General features: G+C 43.4%; 18 protein-coding genes. 8 read left to right on the forward strand and 10 right to left on the reverse strand.

Going from position 1 to position 18,042, the window contains the following annotated elements; all coding sequences use genetic code 11:
• Positions 1 to 31: 31 nt before the first annotated feature.
• Entirely contained in the window at positions 32 to 1,267 is a 1,236-nt protein-coding gene (locus tag D6855_RS10135) for an extracellular solute-binding protein (protein WP_120740636.1), read from the reverse strand.
• 149 nt (positions 1,268 to 1,416) lie between these two features.
• Here D6855_RS10135 and D6855_RS10140 point away from each other — a divergent pair, with 149 nt between their 5' ends.
• Positions 1,417 to 2,820, forward strand: coding sequence for a sensor domain-containing diguanylate cyclase (locus D6855_RS10140; RefSeq protein ID WP_120740638.1), 1,404 nt, complete (start codon positions 1,417 to 1,419; stop codon positions 2,818 to 2,820).
• Between the two features lie 78 nt (positions 2,821 to 2,898).
• Here the strand turns inward: D6855_RS10140 and pta are convergent, their stop codons facing one another.
• Complete coding sequence (gene pta / locus D6855_RS10145; protein ID WP_120740640.1) at positions 2,899 to 3,882, reverse strand: phosphate acetyltransferase; 984 nt, start codon at positions 3,880 to 3,882, stop codon at positions 2,899 to 2,901.
• A 166-nt stretch (positions 3,883 to 4,048) separates the two neighbouring features.
• Between pta and D6855_RS10150 the strand changes: the two genes are divergently transcribed.
• Entirely contained in the window at positions 4,049 to 4,288 is a 240-nt protein-coding gene (locus D6855_RS10150; RefSeq protein ID WP_120740642.1) for a hypothetical protein, read from the forward strand.
• Here D6855_RS10150 and D6855_RS10155 read toward each other — a convergent pair whose 3' ends face one another.
• A complete protein-coding gene (locus D6855_RS10155) occupies positions 4,289 to 4,906 on the reverse strand; it encodes a YgjV family protein (protein ID WP_243111864.1) in 618 nt (205 codons plus the stop codon).
• Positions 4,907 to 5,038: 132 nt separating this feature from the next.
• Between D6855_RS10155 and D6855_RS10160 the strand changes: the two genes are divergently transcribed.
• Positions 5,039 to 5,272 carry a hypothetical protein gene (locus D6855_RS10160; protein ID WP_120740646.1) on the forward strand — a complete coding sequence of 78 codons (234 nt, stop codon included), beginning with the start codon at positions 5,039 to 5,041 and terminating at the stop codon, positions 5,270 to 5,272.
• 66 nt (positions 5,273 to 5,338) lie between these two features.
• Here D6855_RS10160 and D6855_RS10165 read toward each other — a convergent pair whose 3' ends face one another.
• Positions 5,339 to 5,521: a hypothetical protein gene (locus tag D6855_RS10165; protein WP_120740648.1), complete on the reverse strand. Its 183-nt coding sequence runs from the start codon at positions 5,519 to 5,521 to the stop codon at positions 5,339 to 5,341.
• A 244-nt stretch (positions 5,522 to 5,765) separates the two neighbouring features.
• On the opposite strand from D6855_RS10165, the gene D6855_RS16940 reads away from it, so the two are divergent.
• Both D6855_RS16940 and D6855_RS10175 read left to right on the forward strand, forming a co-directional pair.
• Positions 5,766 to 6,419 carry a hypothetical protein gene (locus D6855_RS16940; protein ID WP_120740650.1) on the forward strand — a complete coding sequence of 218 codons (654 nt, stop codon included), beginning with the start codon at positions 5,766 to 5,768 and terminating at the stop codon, positions 6,417 to 6,419.
• Positions 6,416 to 8,149: an ABC transporter ATP-binding protein gene (locus D6855_RS10175; protein WP_120740652.1), complete on the forward strand. Its 1,734-nt coding sequence runs from the start codon at positions 6,416 to 6,418 to the stop codon at positions 8,147 to 8,149. The genes D6855_RS16940 and D6855_RS10175 overlap by 4 nt, the downstream gene beginning before the upstream one ends.
• Positions 8,150 to 8,177: 28 nt before the next feature.
• Here the strand turns inward: D6855_RS10175 and D6855_RS10180 are convergent, their stop codons facing one another.
• The gene (locus D6855_RS10180) at positions 8,178 to 11,372 is read right to left on the reverse strand and encodes a cellulase family glycosylhydrolase (protein ID WP_199712435.1); all 3,195 of its coding nucleotides are present in this window, start codon (positions 11,370 to 11,372) and stop codon (positions 8,178 to 8,180) included.
• A 68-nt stretch (positions 11,373 to 11,440) separates the two neighbouring features.
• Between D6855_RS10180 and D6855_RS17015 the strand changes: the two genes are divergently transcribed.
• Positions 11,441 to 11,569, forward strand: a complete 129-nt coding sequence (locus tag D6855_RS17015) for a hypothetical protein (protein WP_256372308.1) — start codon at positions 11,441 to 11,443, stop codon at positions 11,567 to 11,569.
• Between the two features lie 12 nt (positions 11,570 to 11,581).
• Here D6855_RS17015 and D6855_RS10185 read toward each other — a convergent pair whose 3' ends face one another.
• Entirely contained in the window at positions 11,582 to 12,358 is a 777-nt protein-coding gene (locus D6855_RS10185) for an HAD family hydrolase (RefSeq protein ID WP_120740654.1), read from the reverse strand.
• Between the two features lie 90 nt (positions 12,359 to 12,448).
• Between D6855_RS10185 and D6855_RS10190 the strand changes: the two genes are divergently transcribed.
• Together D6855_RS10190 and D6855_RS10195 are read left to right on the forward strand one after the other, a co-directional pair.
• The gene (locus D6855_RS10190) at positions 12,449 to 13,327 is read left to right on the forward strand and encodes a TIGR01212 family radical SAM protein (RefSeq protein WP_120740656.1); all 879 of its coding nucleotides are present in this window, start codon (positions 12,449 to 12,451) and stop codon (positions 13,325 to 13,327) included.
• 21 nt (positions 13,328 to 13,348) lie between these two features.
• On the forward strand, positions 13,349 to 15,265 hold the full coding sequence (locus D6855_RS10195; protein WP_120740658.1) for an EAL domain-containing protein: 1,917 nt from the start codon (positions 13,349 to 13,351) through the stop codon (positions 15,263 to 15,265).
• A gap of 38 nt (positions 15,266 to 15,303) precedes the next feature.
• Here D6855_RS10195 and D6855_RS10200 read toward each other — a convergent pair whose 3' ends face one another.
• The 4 genes from D6855_RS10200 to amrS all read right to left on the reverse strand — a co-directional run bounded on the left by D6855_RS10200 (position 15,304) and on the right by amrS (position 18,032).
• On the reverse strand, positions 15,304 to 15,645 hold the full coding sequence (locus tag D6855_RS10200) for a hypothetical protein (protein ID WP_120740660.1): 342 nt from the start codon (positions 15,643 to 15,645) through the stop codon (positions 15,304 to 15,306).
• 66 nt (positions 15,646 to 15,711) lie between these two features.
• Complete coding sequence (locus D6855_RS10205; RefSeq protein ID WP_120740662.1) at positions 15,712 to 16,494, reverse strand: hypothetical protein; 783 nt, start codon at positions 16,492 to 16,494, stop codon at positions 15,712 to 15,714.
• Positions 16,495 to 16,498: 4 nt separating this feature from the next.
• Complete coding sequence (locus tag D6855_RS10210) at positions 16,499 to 17,170, reverse strand: DUF4230 domain-containing protein (RefSeq protein ID WP_120740664.1); 672 nt, start codon at positions 17,168 to 17,170, stop codon at positions 16,499 to 16,501.
• A 16-nt stretch (positions 17,171 to 17,186) separates the two neighbouring features.
• Entirely contained in the window at positions 17,187 to 18,032 is an 846-nt protein-coding gene (gene amrS, locus D6855_RS10215; protein WP_120740666.1) for an AmmeMemoRadiSam system radical SAM enzyme, read from the reverse strand.
• Between the last annotated feature and the right edge of the window lie 10 nt (positions 18,033 to 18,042).

An 18,042-nucleotide genomic window follows, 5' to 3' on the forward strand; every position in this document is an offset into this window, starting at 1 on the left:
TAAAATCGCCTTTAAAGCTCATTTTTATGTGTTATTCGTTTGCAAGTTCCTGTATGGCGTTATGTGAGTTTGTAATAGCTTCATCTACGCTTATTTCGCCGTCAATACACTTTACCAGCTCTTCGCCAAATACTTCCTCTATTCTTGCCCATTTTGTTGTTCTTGGACGAACTCTTGAGTTGTTGGTTCCGCTATAGAGCTGCTCAAAGAATGGGTATTTGCTAAGGACCTCAGGATCTCTGAAAATGCTCTTTCTGGTGGGGACACCACCATATTCAAGGGCCTGTCTTTGTACATCTTCGCTGGTAAGATATGCAGCAAGCTTAAGAGCCAGTTGTGGGTCTTTTGAATTGCTTGTAACTCCGAGAAGCCAGTTGCCAATCTCTCCGGTAGCAAGAACCTGGGAAGATGAAGTCTTTTTTCCAGGTATCTGAGCAATCGCTGCGCTCGAACCGCTTCCAGAAATAAACCATGATGGCCACCCCAGTGCTATTCCAGCTTCGCCTGTGGTGATGGCTTCTATAAGCTCATCTTTACTGTAATTGCCACCAGTCTGGTAGAGCTTGCAGTAGAACTCCAAAGCCTCGCGGCTTTGTCTTGAATCCAGGACAACTTTTCCGTCTTCGTCAAACAGATCCCCGCCAAAAGCCCATAAAATTGGGAGGAAATCCGATACAATGGGGTTTCCTGACTGGCCGCGGATGGCATAGCCTTTCTTTCCACTAAGTTTTAGCTCTTCGCATTTTCCATAGATGCCGCTCCAGCTACTAAGAATTGATGGATCTGATATCAGATTTTCATTGTAGAATATCAGCTGGACATTGCCTGAAAATGGCAGGGCATAAGTAGCCCCAAGTGGATAGGGGTCTTTCCCGAGAAGCTTAGATTTTTCAACGAAATCCTCATCATCAGAATAACCAAGCTGAGTGAGGTTTTGTATTATCTTTTTCTCGATGTATTCAGGCATAAGAGGGTCATCTATCATGATGACATCATATATACCTTCAGGATTTGACGCGTCATCGAGAGCATTTTTATGAATGTCGTCCGCACTCAGTGGAACAACATTTACTACACAGTTATTCTCTGCCTCAAAGGCACCTTTAACTGCGTTTATAACATCAGTGTGAGATCCGTCTCTGGCGGCGATAGTAATAGTAGTCTGCGGGCCTTTGGAAGCTTCATTTTTGCCTTCGCATCCAAAGCATGTTACCAGGAGAACAGATATTAAAAAAACGACAACGGTTTTTTTAAGTATTTGTCTCATTTTATTCCCCTCCGAATAAGAATAATTTTATCATGTTTTCGATGTGAAATATATGAAAAATTAATAATATATTGATAAAAGTTTGCGCGTTACTGTTGTATAATTATAATTGGAAACTTGTAACCTACACAAACTTTAAGGAAACTGCGATGCAAGAAAAAGACATAGAGGGAAAAATTGGATATTTGGCAGATGCAGATCTTTCGCCCAGTGACATTCTTTTCATGTTAAAAGAGCTGCCAGACGCCTGCTGTATATTCAAGGTCCTTACGGATCCCTTTGGAACAGTAAAAGACATGCTGTTTCTTTTTGCCAATGAAAAATATGCACAGCTTACCGGTTATTCTACTGCAGAGCTTGTCGGAAATACATTTTATAAAACTGTGAATAATCAGGATGAAGACTGGATAAAATTCAGCTATCAGGCTGCGATCCTGCGCCAGTCATCTATCAACAGATCTTACAACAGCCAGCATGATATGTGGCTGGAGTTTTGGGTTGTTCCTGTATATCAGAAGGGCTTCTGTGCCTACATTATCCATGACGTAACGGCTACTAAAAAAGAAGAGGACACAAGGGCGTTTCAGACCAAGACCAGCAACCTTGTTATTGAGTGTGCAAAGGCAGCTTCAACCTCTGATTTTGCCAAAGGAACGAAGAGAGTTCTAAGGATACTTGGTCAGACCCTTGAGGCTGACAGGGTATATGTGGTAAGAACTGAAGGAAATAAGCTTATTGACAGGTATGAGTGGATAAGTAAGAGCGGTTCCTCAGATCTTCCCTCCAAAAAGGTGTTTGAAAAGTACGACCTCGTAGATAAGTGGAACAGGCAGCTTAAGGGCAAGGATTTCTCCTGCGTGAATGACACTTCTCTTTTAGCGGATCTCGTTCCTGATATATACAATGAGTATTTGGCTGGTAGATGCGCCAGATTTGCAATTTCTGTCCTGAGGAATAAGGATGAGAGGTTAGGATTTCTTGTAGCGGACAATTACGCCTTGGATTTACAGGTAGATATCTCTGAAGTTATGGAGACCGTAAGTATTTTCTTATCCTCACAGATCACTAACCACGAGCTCAATCAGGAGCTGAGGTTCCTTGGTGGTCACGATGCGCTTACAGGCCTTGGAAACAGGTACTCTTTAAGTCAGGAGCTTGGCCTTCTTAGAGAGATGTCAGTATCAGTGGGAGTGTGTTATACCGACATTAATGGTCTTAAGGCTATTAACGATGAAAAGGGACATGAAGCCGGAGATAAGCTTATCACGGACACTGCAGCGCTCTTCGGAGCGATCTTCAAGAAAAAGTTCTGCTACAGATTTGGCGGAGATGAGTTTATAGCAGTGGTGCCTGAAATTGACAGGGAGAAATTCTCTGAACTGGTAGAAAAGTTCAGGACCAAGGCAAAAGGTGTTGCCATAGCTGTTGGATGGGAGTGGTCGGACAATTCCAGCGATGTAAATAAACTCATCAAAAAAGCTGACGACGAAATGTACAAGGACAAGGCCAGATATTATAAGAGCCATGAAAGACGTCATGCCAATAATACATAATAAAAAAGAGCAGCTCCCATGCGGAAGCTGCTCTATATTTTAAACCAAAATGTTATATAACATATATGCTACATATAATTAAGCAAGAGATGCTGTAATGATAGCCATTGAGTAAACCTCGATAGCGTTGCATCCACGAGAAAGGTCATTGATTGGTGCGTTAAGACCAAGAAGGATAGGGCCATAAGCCTCGAAGTTACCCATTCTCTGAGCGATCTTGTAACCAATGTTACCTGCGTTGATGTCAGGGAAGATGAAGGTGTTAGCGTGACCAGCTACTTTTGAGCCAGGAGCCTTCTGCTTAGCAACACGAGGTGCAACAGCAGCGTCAAACTGAAGCTCTCCATCAATAGGGATCTCAGGGTATTTCTCCTGAGCCTTCTTAGTAGCGTTCTGCATCTTAGTTACTGTGTCGTCCTTAGCTGATCCCATAGTTGAGAATGAAAGGAAAGCAACCTTAGGCTCGATACCAAATCTCTGAGCGCAGTTTACTGTCTCGCCGCAGATCTCAACAAGCTCATCCTCGTTAGGATTGATGTTGATTCCGCAGTCAGCCATAGCGATAACTTCGTTGTCACCTGTTGCTGAAGGGCGAACAAGGATGAAACAAGAAGAAACGATTGTGTTCTCAGGCTTGGTCTTGATGATCTGAAGAGCTGGACGAACTGTATCAGCTGTTGAATATGTAGCACCACCTAAAAGACAGTCACCAATGCCCATCTTTACGAGCATTGTTCCGAAGTAGTTGGTCTGCTTGAGCATTGGGATAGCCTTCTCAGGTGTCATTCCCTTGCTCTTTCTAAGTTCGCAGAACTGCTCAACCATTTCGTCAAATCTGTCATAATTCTCAGGATCGATGATCTGTGCGCCGCGGATGTTATAACCAGCATCCTCAGCAACCTTGATGATCTCTTCCTCATTACCTAAAAGAATAGGTCTGATAAAGTTACTTGCAAGAAGACGAGAAGCAGCTTCAAGAATTCTAGGATCGTTACCCTCTGGGAATACGATTGATTTAGGATCTTTCTTGAGCTTGTCTATCATATCTCCAAATCCGTACATTACATTTTCCTCCTTAATTTGTGCGAATTTTAGTATTTTATGAAAGCGCATACATCAAGCGCAAGCGTATTATAGAACAATGAAATCAAAAAAAGTTTGATTTCGCTCAAGTTTTCTATTAAAATTCAATTGTTAATTAATAAACTATTGAGTGAGGATAAATACTATGAATATGAACCCTATGATGCTGATGAAATTGCAGCAGAGAATACAGACTTTCCAGCAGGATCATCCAAAGGTAATGCCATTTTTTATGGCTGTAAAAGATACCGCTATGGTAGAGGGGACAGTTCTGGCCATGAAGGTCACAACTCCAGATGGTAAAACATTAGAATCCAACATCAAGCTTACCGCCAACGATATCGAGACGATAAAGATGATGTCGGATCCGAATTTGCAGGGCTGATCAGAGAACTTTCAGATAGCGATCGCCGCTCTTTGTAAAGTTGTTCTTGCTAAGATATTCCTGATGATAGGTATCAGGGCCGCTAAAGGTAACTGAACTGATTCCTTCAGCCTGAAGATTGGCATAGAGGAACTTACCAATTGAGAAATCTCTGTACTCAGGAACACAGTAGTCGATAAGGATGTCAACACAGCCGTTCTCATCCTTGGTTCCGGCAAAAACGCCTACTGGAGCGCCCTTATAGCACACTATAAAGGCAGTGTTGGTATCAGAGACCATATCTGTAGTTCCTGGGAAGTATTTTTCTACGTCGTCTTTTTGTCTTTCAATTGTATATTGGAGCATAGAATCGTCAGGGGATACCTTAACAAGGTCGTATTCCCTGGCGTTTTGACTTGTATTGCTCATTTTAACCAGGTAATAGATATTGATCATTACCAGGCACAGATTCATGATAGCTGTTGGATAGGAGTGAATGATAAAGGCGTAGATCGTAAAGATCACGCTACCAATAGTGTTCACGATACGCAGCTTAACTACTGACACCATTAAGAATGATACCAGTACAAGTGCAGATCCTGTGTATCCGATTGCTTCTATCAGTACTTTTGTGTTCATAAAAACCTCTTTCCTTAATGTGATGGTTTTTTGATATAATAAAATTGCCATCAGGTAAATAACTTCGTATAAATAATTATAAAGCGATTGAAATATTTATCCAAGAGATAATCACATAAGGAGGATACTACAATGGGAACAAATGAGAGATTAACAGATGATGAACTTATGAAGGTTTCAGGCGGAGCTGGAAGAGGCATAAATCCGGATTTAGTAGACAAGAGACTGGAGTTTGATAAAGCCTGGGCGGCTAAGGAATATGATAAGAATAAAGATATTACCGGAATGAAGAGAGCCGAAATCTATGATAAATGGACTGAATCAGGACAAAGTGCTGAAGCGTTCCTTGGTAGTTATAAGATCTGATTAATACAACAAAAAGGCAAGGAGGCCACAAGCGGGTCTCCCTGCCTTATTTTAATTAATCAAAAGTCACATAAAAAGCAGCGCTACAAAGGTAGCAAATGCAGCCAGAAATGCAGATGATGCTGCTATGGTCACGATTCTTGACTTAAATGCAGTTGAATCTACATACTTGCCATTAACGTTAATTGTATCTATGGTCTTAGGCTCAGATACCTTGTTGTATTCGCTGTATGATGTATTGATGTCCATCGGTCTGTCCTCCAAAAAACTTTTTTTATCAAAAAATACCAAATATCCAAATTAACCACTTTAGTAAATCATAAACCATAAATGTGTATTTTTGCTTATCATGACCTTAAGATTTTATTAAAAAATTATTAAGTGCAAAAAATGTGCATATTTATGGAAAATTATTACTTTTTTTCGAACATTATCCGAAATATGCTATATAATATAAACAGGGAAACTATGTAATCAAAGGAGGTGAGTGCAGATGAGAAGAAATAGTATTGTTGGATTACTTCTTGCGACGACTCTCTTATTAACAACAGGATGTAGCGGATATGCAGCTGAGCACCGCGTTGCAAGTCAGAACAAGGACTTAAAGCCTGTCATATATCTTTATCCTCAGGAGGATGGACAGGAGATCTCTGTCAGCCTCGATTACAATGGAGATATCACGGATCTCATACCGGAGTTTAATGCTGAAAACACATGGAATGTAACAGCTACTACGGATGGAAAGATAACCTTTGAAGGAACTGAGTACGATTACCTCTTCTGGGAGGGAGTTCCAAAGTTCGAATATGATTTCTTCACAGGCTACTGTGTAAAGGGATCAGAAACAGAAGCTTTCCTGAGGGATATGCTTCCAAAGCTTGGACTTAATGATTCAGAAATGGAAGAATTTTTAAAATTCTGGCTTCCAGACCTTGAAGGAAACCCCTATAACATGATAAGCTTCCAGGATAGAACTTATCGTAACGGGGCGAAACTCTCCGTAACACCACAGCCAGATACCGTGATCCGCGTGTTCATGGCATGGTATCCATCTGATGTATACGTAAAGATCTGCCCTCAGATTATTGAGACCCCAGAGAGAAACGGCTTTACAGTTGTAGAGTGGGGCGGAAACAAGGTTAAATGAAGCTCATTAAAAAATTTATTCCCTACTACAAGCCTTACATAGGCGTATTTTTACTAGATTTATTTTGTGCCACGATCATGTCGGGTATTGATCTGGCATTTCCACAATTCTTGAGGTTCCTTAGGGCGACCCTTTATCTGGAAGCCCCGGAAGTGATCCTTAAGAGAATAGGAATTCTTGCAGCGCTTCTGGTCGCAATGTATCTGATCAGAAGCCTTTGCAGATATTATGTAACTTATCAGGGGCACATGATGGGTGCCAGGATGGAGTCTGAGATGAGAAGGGAGCTCTTCGAGAGGTTCGAAGCGTTTTCCTTCTCTTATTATGATACTCACAACACAGGTGAGATGATGTCAAAGCTTGTATCTGACCTGTTTGATGTATCAGAGCTTGCCCACCACGGCCCTGAGAATATCTTTATTTCTGTGGTAAAGATAATAGGCTCATTTATCCTTCTTATGAGGATCAATGTTCCAATGACCCTTTGCCTGTCCTTTGTCGTTATCCTGATGGCACTCTTTTCCGTAAGCAAAAACAAGAAAATGAGAAGTACCTTCTCTGATAACAGGAAAAAGATCGCAGGAATTAACTCATCCCTGCAGGATACCCTTGGGGGAATCCGCGTGGTTAAGTCCTTTACCGGAGAGGATATCGAGCAGGCCAAATTCGACAGATCCAATCAGGCTTTCCTTGATTCTAAGCAGGCCAACTACAGACAGATGGCTCTTTTCTTTTCAGGAAACAACTTCTTTGAGGGTCTTATGTATGTGGCAGTTCTTGTTGCAGGTGCTATCTTTATTGCAACAGGGCAGCTTACAGGCGAAGATATCGCTATCTATGCGCTTTACATCAACATCTTTATTAATCCTGTGAATGTCCTTGTTGAGTTTACTGAGCAGCTCCAGAAGGGAATGGCAGGATTTGAGAGATTCTCAGATGTCATGGATACAATGCCTGAGATTGTTGATAAAGAAGGTGCAGGAGAGCTTAAGGACGTAAAGGGAGTTATTGATTACAAGAACGTATCCTTCTCATACGGCGACGAAGAGGAGGTTCTAAACGATATTAACCTTCATGTGGAGGCTGGCAAGTCTATCGCCATTGTAGGGCCCTCTGGAGGCGGTAAAACCACCCTTTGCTCTCTTCTTCCAAGGTTCTATGATGTTACAGGGGGAGCGGTCCTTATCGATGGAACAGACATAAGAGATGTGACCCAGAAGTCACTCAGGTCCTTCATCGGAATTGTTCAGCAGGACGTATACCTGTTTAATGGCACGGTAAAAGAGAATATCGCCTACGGAAAACCTGATGCCACCATGGAAGAAATAGTGGAAGCTGCCAAAAATGCAGATCTGCTTGGCTTTATAGAGACTCTCCCTAAGGGCTTTGATACAGAAGTGGGAGAGAGGGGAGCAAGGCTCTCTGGAGGTCAGAAACAGAGAATCGCCATTGCAAGAGTATTCCTTAAGAATCCGCCGATCCTTATCCTGGATGAGGCTACAAGCGCCCTTGATAATGAGAGCGAGAGATACATCCAGGAAAGTCTTGATAAGTTGGCGGTTGGAAGAACAACCATCACCATTGCCCACAGGCTTTCAACAATCCTTGGGGCAGACGAGATCATCGTTCTTGATGGCGACGGCATAAAAGAGCGTGGTAAACACAAAGAACTGATCCAGAAGGGCGGTCTGTACGAGAAGTACTACCGCATGCAGCTTGGAAAAGTCTAATAATTCAACGAAAAATTTATGGTATTGCTCACCGCAGTATGCGGTGAGCAATATTTTTAAACAGATGATTAAAGATACCATAATCCCTTGACAGTGACTGAGGAAGTGTCGGAACTCTGTCAAAGAGGATCTGCTGATATTCATTCTCATTTCCCTTAGTATCCAGTATCTCAACTGAATAAACTGCTGAAACACCTGATCTTGAAGGTGTTATTCCTGTAACGACGCAGCCAAGATCTGCGCTGGCAGTCATGGTTTCAACGTTTACATCAAGCATGTCACCAATGACGATGCCCCCTGCTTCATCCAGGAATATCTTAAGGCTGTGCTCAGTAAGGAAGGTGGTGATGCCCTCGAACTTACTGCCATCAGCTCTTTTTGTCATGACAACTGGCTCAGCGTCAATTACGTGGACTTCATCAGCTTCGCTGTCTCTTCCATCCTCAAGGAACATAGACATTGCAAGGAAGTACATGTTTCTGATGATCCAGAAGATCAGGATGACAACAGAAAGTGACTGAAGACCCTTGGCAATTGCAATACACCTTATTATTCCCACGATTGAAAGGGAAATAAGCAGTATATAAGGCCACATGGACTTAAGGTCAGAGCCTCTCTTAACCTTCTTGGCGGACTTGTCAGTAACTGCGAATTTCTTGGTGGTTATTCCAAAGAACTCCTTGGTTATTGGAACCAGAAGATGAGGCATTACGCTGGTCTCATAGATTCCGCTCCACTTAAGGGATACAGCGTTTTTACTGTAGGCCCTAAGGCACAGATCCTGCATGATGAACATAGGCGCCCAGAACATCAAAAGATCCATCCAGGAACACTTAAATACAGGAATCGCAAATACAGCAAAAACAAGGGGTGAGATCATGTAGATAAGGTTCTTGACAGGGGAGTACCAATATACAACGGAGCTCCAGTAGGACATACGCTGAGCAAAGGTAAGGCCCTTTCTCCTAAAGAGATGGAGCTGCCTCGCAGTACTGATAACGCCTCGGCCCCAGCGGATACGCTGTTTGATGTGCTCCTTGAAGGTGTCTGGAGTCTTGCCGCTGGCCAGTGGCTCAGGAAGGGCAAGGCTTACAAAGCCATTGGACTCTATAAGAAGACCAGTTGCAAAGTCCTCAGTAATGGTCTCTGTGTAGAAGCCGCCTATTGCTTCCAGCGCTTCTCTTGCGATAACGGTGTTGGAACCGCCGTAGATTACGCTGTTTGTGGAAGTCTTGGCAACTTCAATAGTCCTGTAAAAGAAATCCTGCTCGTTTGGAGCACTTGTCTCTGAATAAAGAGCAAACTGGAAGATATCAGGCTCATAGAAGCACTGAGGAGTCTGAAGAAGTCCAAGTTTGATCTTTTTATTTTCTGGAAGGCTTTCACTTCTCTTTTTGGCGTCAACAAAGTAAGGAATGGTCTTAAGGAGGAAATCGCTCTTTACAAGCATATCCGCATCGAGAGTTACAACGTAAGGAGCGCTGGTCTTACCAAGAGCGTTGTTTAAGTTTCCTGCCTTGGCACCCTTGTTATCCGGGCGGTCAAAATAGCCTATTCCCATGGACTCTGCAAGTGCACGCATCTCGCTTCTTCTGTTATCGTCGCAGAGCCATACATGGACCTTAGACTTATCAGGGTAGCTTAAGTGGTTGCAGGCATTTATGGTCTTGCTTAAAAGATCTGACGGCTCGTTGTAGGTAGCTATGAAAATATCTACATCCGGGAACTCCTCATCGGAGATCTTTGGAAGAGGATGGTCTTTTAATGCAAGCAGGTGAACATAGAGGATCAGGGACTCAATAAATCCAAAGACCTCTACTATAAGCAGCATTATATTGGCAGTTACTGCGATTGGTCCCTTATCCACTGGAAGTGAGTAAGACATACGCCAGCACAGGTACATCAGAGTAAAGAACACGCTAAGAAGAAGGACTATCCTTCTTAGGAACCCCCAGAGAGCCTCTTTTGCCTTGTTCTTGTCTGTAGATTCGATGGCGTCGAGAGTTTCATAGGTCTTGTTCTTTTTACTGGTAATGGCCCTGTGAAGGGTCACAATGAGAAAGGCTATAGCCTCAAAAATGAGGATGCAAAGGGCCATAACAGGCCAGTTTTTGGCAATCATGATATCCCTTTGTGACAGGGACTGCTCAAGTGCTGGGGGCAGGATGGATATCTTTTCCTCAGAAGAAGGAATCGGTATCTGGTCAGGCGCCTGACCCTGTACAAGGGCTTTAACCCAGGTTCCTGAAGGCGAAAGGTCAGCATCAGTCATAGGGTTCTTGGGATCGTATTCAGGTTTTAGCATGGCAGAGGACTCATCCTTGTTGGAGAGAGACCAGATTGCGTAGCTTATGCCATGTTCATGGAGGATGTCAAACCACTTTGCCGCTGAAGCGTAGTCAACAGCGCCGTCGCCACTGGCTTCGCAGATACCGCACTCTGAGATAAACACAGGAAGACCTCTGTCCAGGGCTTCAAGAAGCTCGCCCTGCAGATCACTTCTGTGAGTTGCTGTATAGAAATGAAGAACGTACATAACGTTGTCAAAGCTAAGAGGGTTTCTGGATGCTATGATAAGGTCTCTGTCATAGGTTGTGGTACCCACCAGAACTACAGCATCCGGGCTGTTTTCGCGGATAACTGGAATGACCTTGTTAGAATACTCATAGACATCAGACCATGAACAGGAGCCATTTGGCTCATTACAGATCTCATAGATGATATTTGGAACACCGGCGTAATCAGATGAAATCCGGCTAAAGAAGTCCATAGCCTCGTCGATGTTCATGTTGGGGTCATAGTCATTAAGGATATGCCAGTCAACCATGACATACATATCGTTCTTAATAGCCAGATCAACGCCTTTTCTCAGCATCTCTTCACTAAGGCGTTCTTCGCCGTCGCAGTAGATTTCAGAATACATGGGAAGTCTTATGAGATTGCAGTCCCACTCAGTAGCAAGCTGCCTGAAGATATCTTCGTCAATAAAATCAGGAAACCACGTAAGACCGTGGGTACTGATGCCTTTAAGGAGTACAGGAGATCCGTTTTTATCCACAAGCTGTGTGCCTTCAACAGAAAGCTGTCCATTGACTGAAGGCCTTGCGTGAATAAACTTATCCTCATTGGCGTAAGAGGTACTTTTAATGGCAAGGAGCCCCAAAAGCATTGAAAATACAGAGAGAATTGATAGAAGTCGGATTATTCTTTTCATTTTTGCCATTTGCCTTTCTGCTTCGTATAAACACTTGTAAGAGCAATACAAATTAAAAAGAAAAGAGGTACAAAAATATGTCAAAAATAAAAGATTTCATTATAGATAGTCAGATAAATGTTGTTTTCGCCGTTACTCTTGCCAAGGATGTGGCAAAATATCTCAGGGAAGAAAGCAGGAGCGAGAAGCTCTGCCTCCACCTGTGATCTGACCTTAAATCATAACAATTGATATTTTTCGAGGGCCTTCCAAATACCGTCATCTTCCAGATTGGCAGTGACGTAATCTGCGAGGGCTTTTGTTTCGTCTGTAGATCTGCCCATGGCAACTGCGATGCCAGCGGTCTGAAGCATCTCTTTATCGTTGATACTGTCCCCAAAAGCCATGGTGTTCTTTGGGTCCTCATTAAGGAGTTCGCACACCTTTAAGACGCCAGTTCCCTTGTTAAAGCCCCTTGGAACCATCTCAACTATGGTGTCCGTGTGGAGCATGAAGTCGTAGAGGTCAGAGAGTTCATCAAAGCACTGATCTCTTGTAGGGCTGTCGCAGATGCAGGAGAGCTTGTTGATCTCCCAGTTTCCCCAGTTTTCAGTTATACCAAGAAGGCCGTTGCCCATCTCGTCTATGACTTTTTCACCGAACATATCGCCTTTAAAGTCAGGCTTATCCATGTAAAGGTACCTTGGGCCCTCCAAAATGGTCTTAAATCCATGTTTGTTTACAGTTTCAACGGTACGGATAGTATCTTCTTTACTGATTATCCTGTTAAAAAGAGTCTCTCCCTTATATTCGATCATGCATCCGCAGGCGGATACAATCCCATCAAATCCAATACTGAGAAGGTCCTCGTTGTGTACGAAGGCTCTTGCACGTCCTGTGTTGATAAAGCAGTGATGCCCGTTTTCCTGGGCAATCTTTATAGCTCTCCTTGTGCTGTCCGGGATGTAGTTCTTGTAATCCCACAAAGTTCCGTCGATGTCAAAAAACAAAATCATAAATAAATCTCCAATATTTCTATGCTATGATTATTATAGCCTAATATATGGTCGGAAAAATGTAAAATTTTTACGCGGGAGCATGTTAATTTGAGCGGGAAAGTTACTCTCTTAAACGAATACCTAAGGGACAGATTTGGCTGTAAGGTCTATAAAATAGCCCTAAATGGCGGTTTTACCTGCCCCAACAGGGATGGGAAGATCGATACGAGGGGATGTATCTTTTGTTCAGAGGGCGGAAGCGGAGAGTTCGCCCAAAGTGCCAGGTTGTCTGTAACTGAGCAGATCGAGCTTGGGAAAAGAAAAGTCGAAAAGAAGATAAAGGATGGCAAATACATAGCGTATTTCCAGGCCTATACGGGAACATACGATAAAGTGGAACGGCTCAGAGCTCTTTTTACTGAGGCTATTGATCACCCTGATATTGTGGTGTTGTCTGTGGCCACAAGGCCAGACTGCCTGCCAGAGGAGGTTCTGGACCTTTTAGAGGAGCTAAACAGGATAAAACCTGTGTGGGTGGAACTGGGGCTTCAGACTATACATGAACAGTCTGCAAGATACATCAGAAGGGGATATGAGCTTTCTGTGTATGATGAGGCGATAGCTGCCCTTAGAAGCAGGGGAATAGAAGTCATAACTCACCTTATCATCGGACTTCCGGGGGAGAGTAAGAGCGACATATTAGAATCTGTGGACTATGTCTGCAAAAGCGGCGCAAATGGCATAAAGCTTCAGCTTCTTCACATACTTAAGGGGACAGATCTGCAAAAAGAGTACGAACAAGGCCGCGTAACTGTTCTTTCAGAAGATGAATATGTCGATATATTGAAAGAGTGTGTGGAAATAATCCCGGAAAACGTGGTGATCCACAGACTGACTGGGGATGGGGATAAAAAGATACTGATCGCCCCTATGTGGAGCGGAAATAAAAAACATGTTTGGAATCACATTCAAAAAGACGTGTTATAATGTTTTTAGGAGAGAAACATTATGCTAGTTGCTACAGACGTGCTGAACAATAGCAGTTATACTCCAGTCGGGGATATACTTGTTATGGCGATAATAGGTATTTTCCTGATACTAATTCGTGCGGCCTTTATCAAGAAGACCAGAGAATTTAGGATATTCAAGCATATCCTGATCACTCTTTGTCTTGCGGCGGTTGCGGATATCCTCTATCACGTATTTTTAGTGAATGTAGGTCATGTCCCCAATTATGCCATCTATATTCTCAGATTTGCTTACCATTTTCTTTTATTCCAGGAATTTGTTTTATACGTAAGGTACTTTGAGTATACGCTTCAGCTCACCAGAAAGGGCGAGAAGATATACTGGTATCTGGCTCTGGCTGGATTTGTGATCTTTTGCTTGATCGATATCTTTGGAAGTATCTTTGGATTTGGCTTCCGTATCACGAACGATTTCGTGGCTGTTTCTGGTGTAAATATCTTTGCCCTTGAGTACTTCTTCTTTGTGGGAATTGTGATCTTTGAGATGCTATGGTACAGAAACCGCGTGTACAAGCCTATCATCGGAGCTTTTGTGGGCTCTGAGGTTGTGGCTCTTATTGTTATGTACCTGCAGGGATCACATCATCAGCAGTCCTTTACTACTGCGACATTTCTTTTCCCGGCGTTCTGCATACTGTACCTCTTGCATGCAAACCCATACGATCCGGAAATGGGCACGCTGCGCCTGGATTCCTTCGAGGCTGCCATATCCTATGCCTCACAGCACAAGCATAAACTCATTATCCTAAGTCTCTTCCTTCATGAGTTTGACGAGGCGGGGCGCAAGTATCCAAAAGAGATCAAGGACACCATAAGGAAATACATAGAGAATTACTTCAAAAATGCCACCATTTTTCAGATTTCAGGCGGAAGACTTATCCTTACTGCAGATATGGCGGCAAACCCCGACCACGAGGCAAAAACCGAAGAAATCCTCGGGGTATTCAGGGGCCAGTACAAGACCTATGGCCATGACTACAAGGTGGTTATCCTTCGAAGCTTTGACAGCATAACTGATCCTGATGACTATATAAGCCTTATCCAGTACGTTGAGAACAGGATGTTTGAAAATGAGATAAAGTTCGTAGATGACACTGATCTGGACAAGTTCTTCAGCCACAAGTATATAGTGGACGAGCTTGTAGATATCAACGAAAAGAAAGATCTCTTCGACGACAGGGTAGTGGTATTCTGCCAGCCTGTTTATAACTTAAGGACCCACAAGTTCGACACAGCTGAGGCCCTTATGAGGATGAGGCTTGAGAAAACCGGAATGGTATTCCCTGACAGGTTTATCCCTATCGCGGAAAAGCACAACAGTATTCATCAGCTGAGTTTGATCATCCTGGCCAAGACCTGTAGGGAGGTAAAAAGACTTCTCGATGAAGGTTACGATGTTCAGAGAATTTCAGTTAACTTTTCCATCATGGATGTCAGAGAGAGGCAGTTTTCTGAGAATGTAAGAAAGATCGTGGCTGACAGTGGAATTCCATTCGAGAAGATAGCCATAGAAATTACAGAGAGCCAGAACGAGCGAGATTTCTCCATCGTAAAAGAGAAGATCTCAGAGCTTAAGGCAAGTGGAATCACCTTCTATCTGGATGACTTTGGAACAGGATATTCCAGCTTTGAGAGGATCATGCAGCTGCCATTTGATATCATCAAGTTCGATAAGTCCATGGTCAGCGCCAGCAGGCAGAGCCCCAAGTCAGAGACCATGGTATCTTACCTGGCTCATATGTTTACAGATATGAACTATGCAGTTCTGTACGAGGGAATAGAAGATGAGGCTGATGAAGAGCTTTGTAACCGCATGTATGCAAGATATCTGCAGGGTTACAAGTACTCTAAGCCGATACCTATCGAAGAGCTAACAAACTTTTTTGAGAAAAAATAAACGGTAACTGATCTTTAGATCAGTTACCGTAATTTATTTTAGAGAACTGCGCTGTTTATTGCGCTGTGAACCTTAGCTGTCATCTCGTCGGAAAGCTGGATGTTCAGCATATCTATCACTCTGTTGTCTATAGAGTATCCAAGCCTGTTGGCATGGAATCTGAAATCGTCTTGGTGGGCAGCTTCATAGCTGTTTTTCATGCTATCGCTGAGTGCCTTGGTAGCAACCATTGAATCATAGGCCTGCTCAAAGGCTTCACCAAACTTTCTTTTGGTCTCTTCATCAAGTCCTGTAAGTTCCTTCACAGACTGAGAAGCAACGTTCTGATTGAGATATTTACTTGCTATTCCGTTAGCAGTCGCCAAGAAGTTAAAATCCATTTTATACCCTCGCTTAAAACATTGTCGAAATATATATCGGAGGGCTCAGGAAAAAATTAAGGGGTTTTAGTTGTCTTTTTTTAATGTCAGTTTCTTCACCAGATTATCAACACTGGAAGCGTCGATAGTCAGTACATTTGTGGAGAAAATGGTCTTAACAAGCCATACCAGGAACACAAAAACAAGGATCGGAACCACGCAGGCTGTGACTATCATTACAGCCAGAGATTCCAGTAAACTTGTGGCAAAATCAGTAATCTTCTGAACGGTATCAGTTGTTATTGTTGTGAGATTTCCAATGATTCCGTCGTCTGAATCCCCATCGATTTCCAGTTCGTTGTATTCATTTATTGTGCTCTCGACCTGCTTTGCCTGGGTTTGATATATTTTATCCGACAAAAGAACGCTTGCAGGTACGATAAGGTAGATAACAAAGCCGATGACCATGATCTTTCCTGCCACTGAGTAGAACTTCTCCTTGCTAGATGCGATACCTACGCAGATCAGGATACATGCTATTGGGATAAGTACTGCAAAGGTGATGTATCCGGCGATGGTGATAAGGAATTTCTCCAGATACAGTGCGCTTAAGATCAATAGGAAATACTTGGCAAGCTCAGCCATCTGCTCAGCAAGTGGTGTGCAGAGGTCTCCTGGAAGAAGGGACAGGGTTGCTGATGTTCCTGCTGCGCCTCCAGAAAGTGTCATGACTGTGGCGATCTTGTCATCAGTCTGCTCTATGGAATGAGTGTGGTTAGCCGGGTCAGCAGACCAGGGCGCAACCTTGGTCAGGGATATAACTGCGATCAGCAGTATTATGGCGATAAGGGTTATTTTCTTAAGATTCATGAGCTTACTCCTTAGTGCGGAAATCTACCTGGTAATCTGATACTGAGGCGAAATTCTTGATAAAGTTTGTAATAAGGACTCTGGCGTGGTCATCGCTCTTTTTAAGGATGCCATTGTCCAGGGCCTTTTGCTTGGCAGCTTCTTCAAAGTCCGTGAGAGAAGCGTTGAAATCCTCAAGCTTCATGGGATTCCAGATGGAATCCTTTTCTGAATACACCTGGAAGGTGTTTGTATCTATGTTTACTGTCTGTATCTCAGACTCTGGGATATCCACAGTGATGGTCTTGTTTTCGTCGTCCTTAGTCAGTGTAATCCCGCCAAAATCAATGCCTGCAGATACACTTCCGTCGTAGCTGTAGATAAATTCTGAGGAAGAGTTGATCATGTTGAGGATCTTCTTTTCCTTGGTGTACTTCTCAACTTGGGTAAAGTAGTACTCCTGGGTTATGAGAACGCCCATGTCCCTAAGGCCGTCTTCGATAGTCTCTGTGCTTGTGGTCACAAGGACTTTTTCCTTCTTTGGTGCCAGGGTAGCGTGGGCCGTGGCAGAATCTGTATCGCTACCTGACTTATCCTTCAGGAACCCTGTAAAAAGAACTATCATCGCGATTACAGAGATCCCTATGACGCTAAGATAAAAGATATTCTTTGGTGATCTGAAGTCAAAATCTTTCATGATGCTTCCTCCAAGTTTAGTTTCCTACAAAGACGTGGTCCAGATACTTCGATGCAGCAGCTTTAAGCTCTGCCATTTTCTCGTAGGTAGGGGCAGGTATATCCGTTAAGTGAAAACGCGGGAAATAGCGGGTTACGTGAAGGGCGATGGACTCTTTTCCCTTGCCATGGTTAAGACCTGCTATCCACTCTGCGATCTGGGCTATCTCTTCTGGATTATCGTTATGGGTTGGGACGATGAGGGTAGTGACCTCTACGTGGCACTTTTCAGAGGCCATTTCGATAAAGTCCATGACCATCTGCCTGTTGCCCTTTAGGAAATCCGTGTAATAGGTATCTGTAAAGCCCTTAAGGTCGATGTTCATGGCATCTATGTGGGGAATGACCTTTTCTGCGATCTCCTTTGTCACATTTCCGTTGGAGACAAGGACAGTTTTCATTCCCTTTTTGTGCACCTGTAGCGACGCATCGATGACATATTCATAGCCTACAAGGGGCTCATTATAGGTAAATGCAACGCCTATATTGCCGTGAGGCTTGTACTGCTCCGCGATGTCCGCCAGGTCCTGTGGCGAAATGTAGCGATAGCCCATGTCGTACTCCTGACCGAACCCGTAAGAGATCTCATGGTTCTGGCAGAAGGGACAGCGAAGGTTACACCCGTAGCTTCCCACAGATACGATATTTGAGCCCGGGAAAAAGAGATTTAGAGGCTTTTTCTCTATCGGATCTAAGGCAATGGATGTTACAAGCCCGTAGTTTGTGCACTTTATCTCGCCGGCATCGCAAATGCGAGCCCGGCAAAGACCAGTGTCTCCATCATTAAGATAACAAGCGTTATGGCAAACATTACATCTGGGCATGGCTTTCCTC

This window comes from Butyrivibrio sp. CB08 (assembly GCF_003625485.1).
Classification (GTDB): domain Bacteria; phylum Bacillota; class Clostridia; order Lachnospirales; family Lachnospiraceae; genus Butyrivibrio.

Coding starts and splice junctions, on each gene's coding strand:
- D6855_RS10135 (WP_120740636.1), bottom strand. CDS start 1,267: ATGAGACAAATACTTAAAAAAACCGTTGTCGTTTTTTTAATATCTGTT.
- D6855_RS10140 (WP_120740638.1), top strand. CDS start 1,417: ATGCAAGAAAAAGACATAGAGGGAAAAATTGGATATTTGGCAGATGCA.
- pta (WP_120740640.1), bottom strand. CDS start 3,882: ATGTACGGATTTGGAGATATGATAGACAAGCTCAAGAAAGATCCTAAA.
- D6855_RS10150 (WP_120740642.1), top strand. CDS start 4,049: ATGAATATGAACCCTATGATGCTGATGAAATTGCAGCAGAGAATACAG.
- D6855_RS10155 (WP_243111864.1), bottom strand. CDS start 4,906: ATGAACACAAAAGTACTGATAGAAGCAATCGGATACACAGGATCTGCA.
- D6855_RS10160 (WP_120740646.1), top strand. CDS start 5,039: ATGGGAACAAATGAGAGATTAACAGATGATGAACTTATGAAGGTTTCA.
- D6855_RS10165 (WP_120740648.1), bottom strand. CDS start 5,521: ATGGACATCAATACATCATACAGCGAATACAACAAGGTATCTGAGCCT.
- D6855_RS16940 (WP_120740650.1), top strand. CDS start 5,766: ATGAGAAGAAATAGTATTGTTGGATTACTTCTTGCGACGACTCTCTTA.
- D6855_RS10175 (WP_120740652.1), top strand. CDS start 6,416: ATGAAGCTCATTAAAAAATTTATTCCCTACTACAAGCCTTACATAGGC.
- D6855_RS10180 (WP_199712435.1), bottom strand. CDS start 11,372: ATGGCAAAAATGAAAAGAATAATCCGACTTCTATCAATTCTCTCTGTA.
- D6855_RS17015 (WP_256372308.1), top strand. CDS start 11,441: ATGTCAAAAATAAAAGATTTCATTATAGATAGTCAGATAAATGTTGTT.
- D6855_RS10185 (WP_120740654.1), bottom strand. CDS start 12,358: ATGATTTTGTTTTTTGACATCGACGGAACTTTGTGGGATTACAAGAAC.
- D6855_RS10195 (WP_120740658.1), top strand. CDS start 13,349: ATGCTAGTTGCTACAGACGTGCTGAACAATAGCAGTTATACTCCAGTC.
- D6855_RS10200 (WP_120740660.1), bottom strand. CDS start 15,645: ATGGATTTTAACTTCTTGGCGACTGCTAACGGAATAGCAAGTAAATAT.
- D6855_RS10205 (WP_120740662.1), bottom strand. CDS start 16,494: ATGAATCTTAAGAAAATAACCCTTATCGCCATAATACTGCTGATCGCA.
- D6855_RS10210 (WP_120740664.1), bottom strand. CDS start 17,170: ATGAAAGATTTTGACTTCAGATCACCAAAGAATATCTTTTATCTTAGC.
- amrS (WP_120740666.1), bottom strand. CDS start 18,032: ATGCCCAGATGTAATGTTTGCCATAACGCTTGTTATCTTAATGATGGA.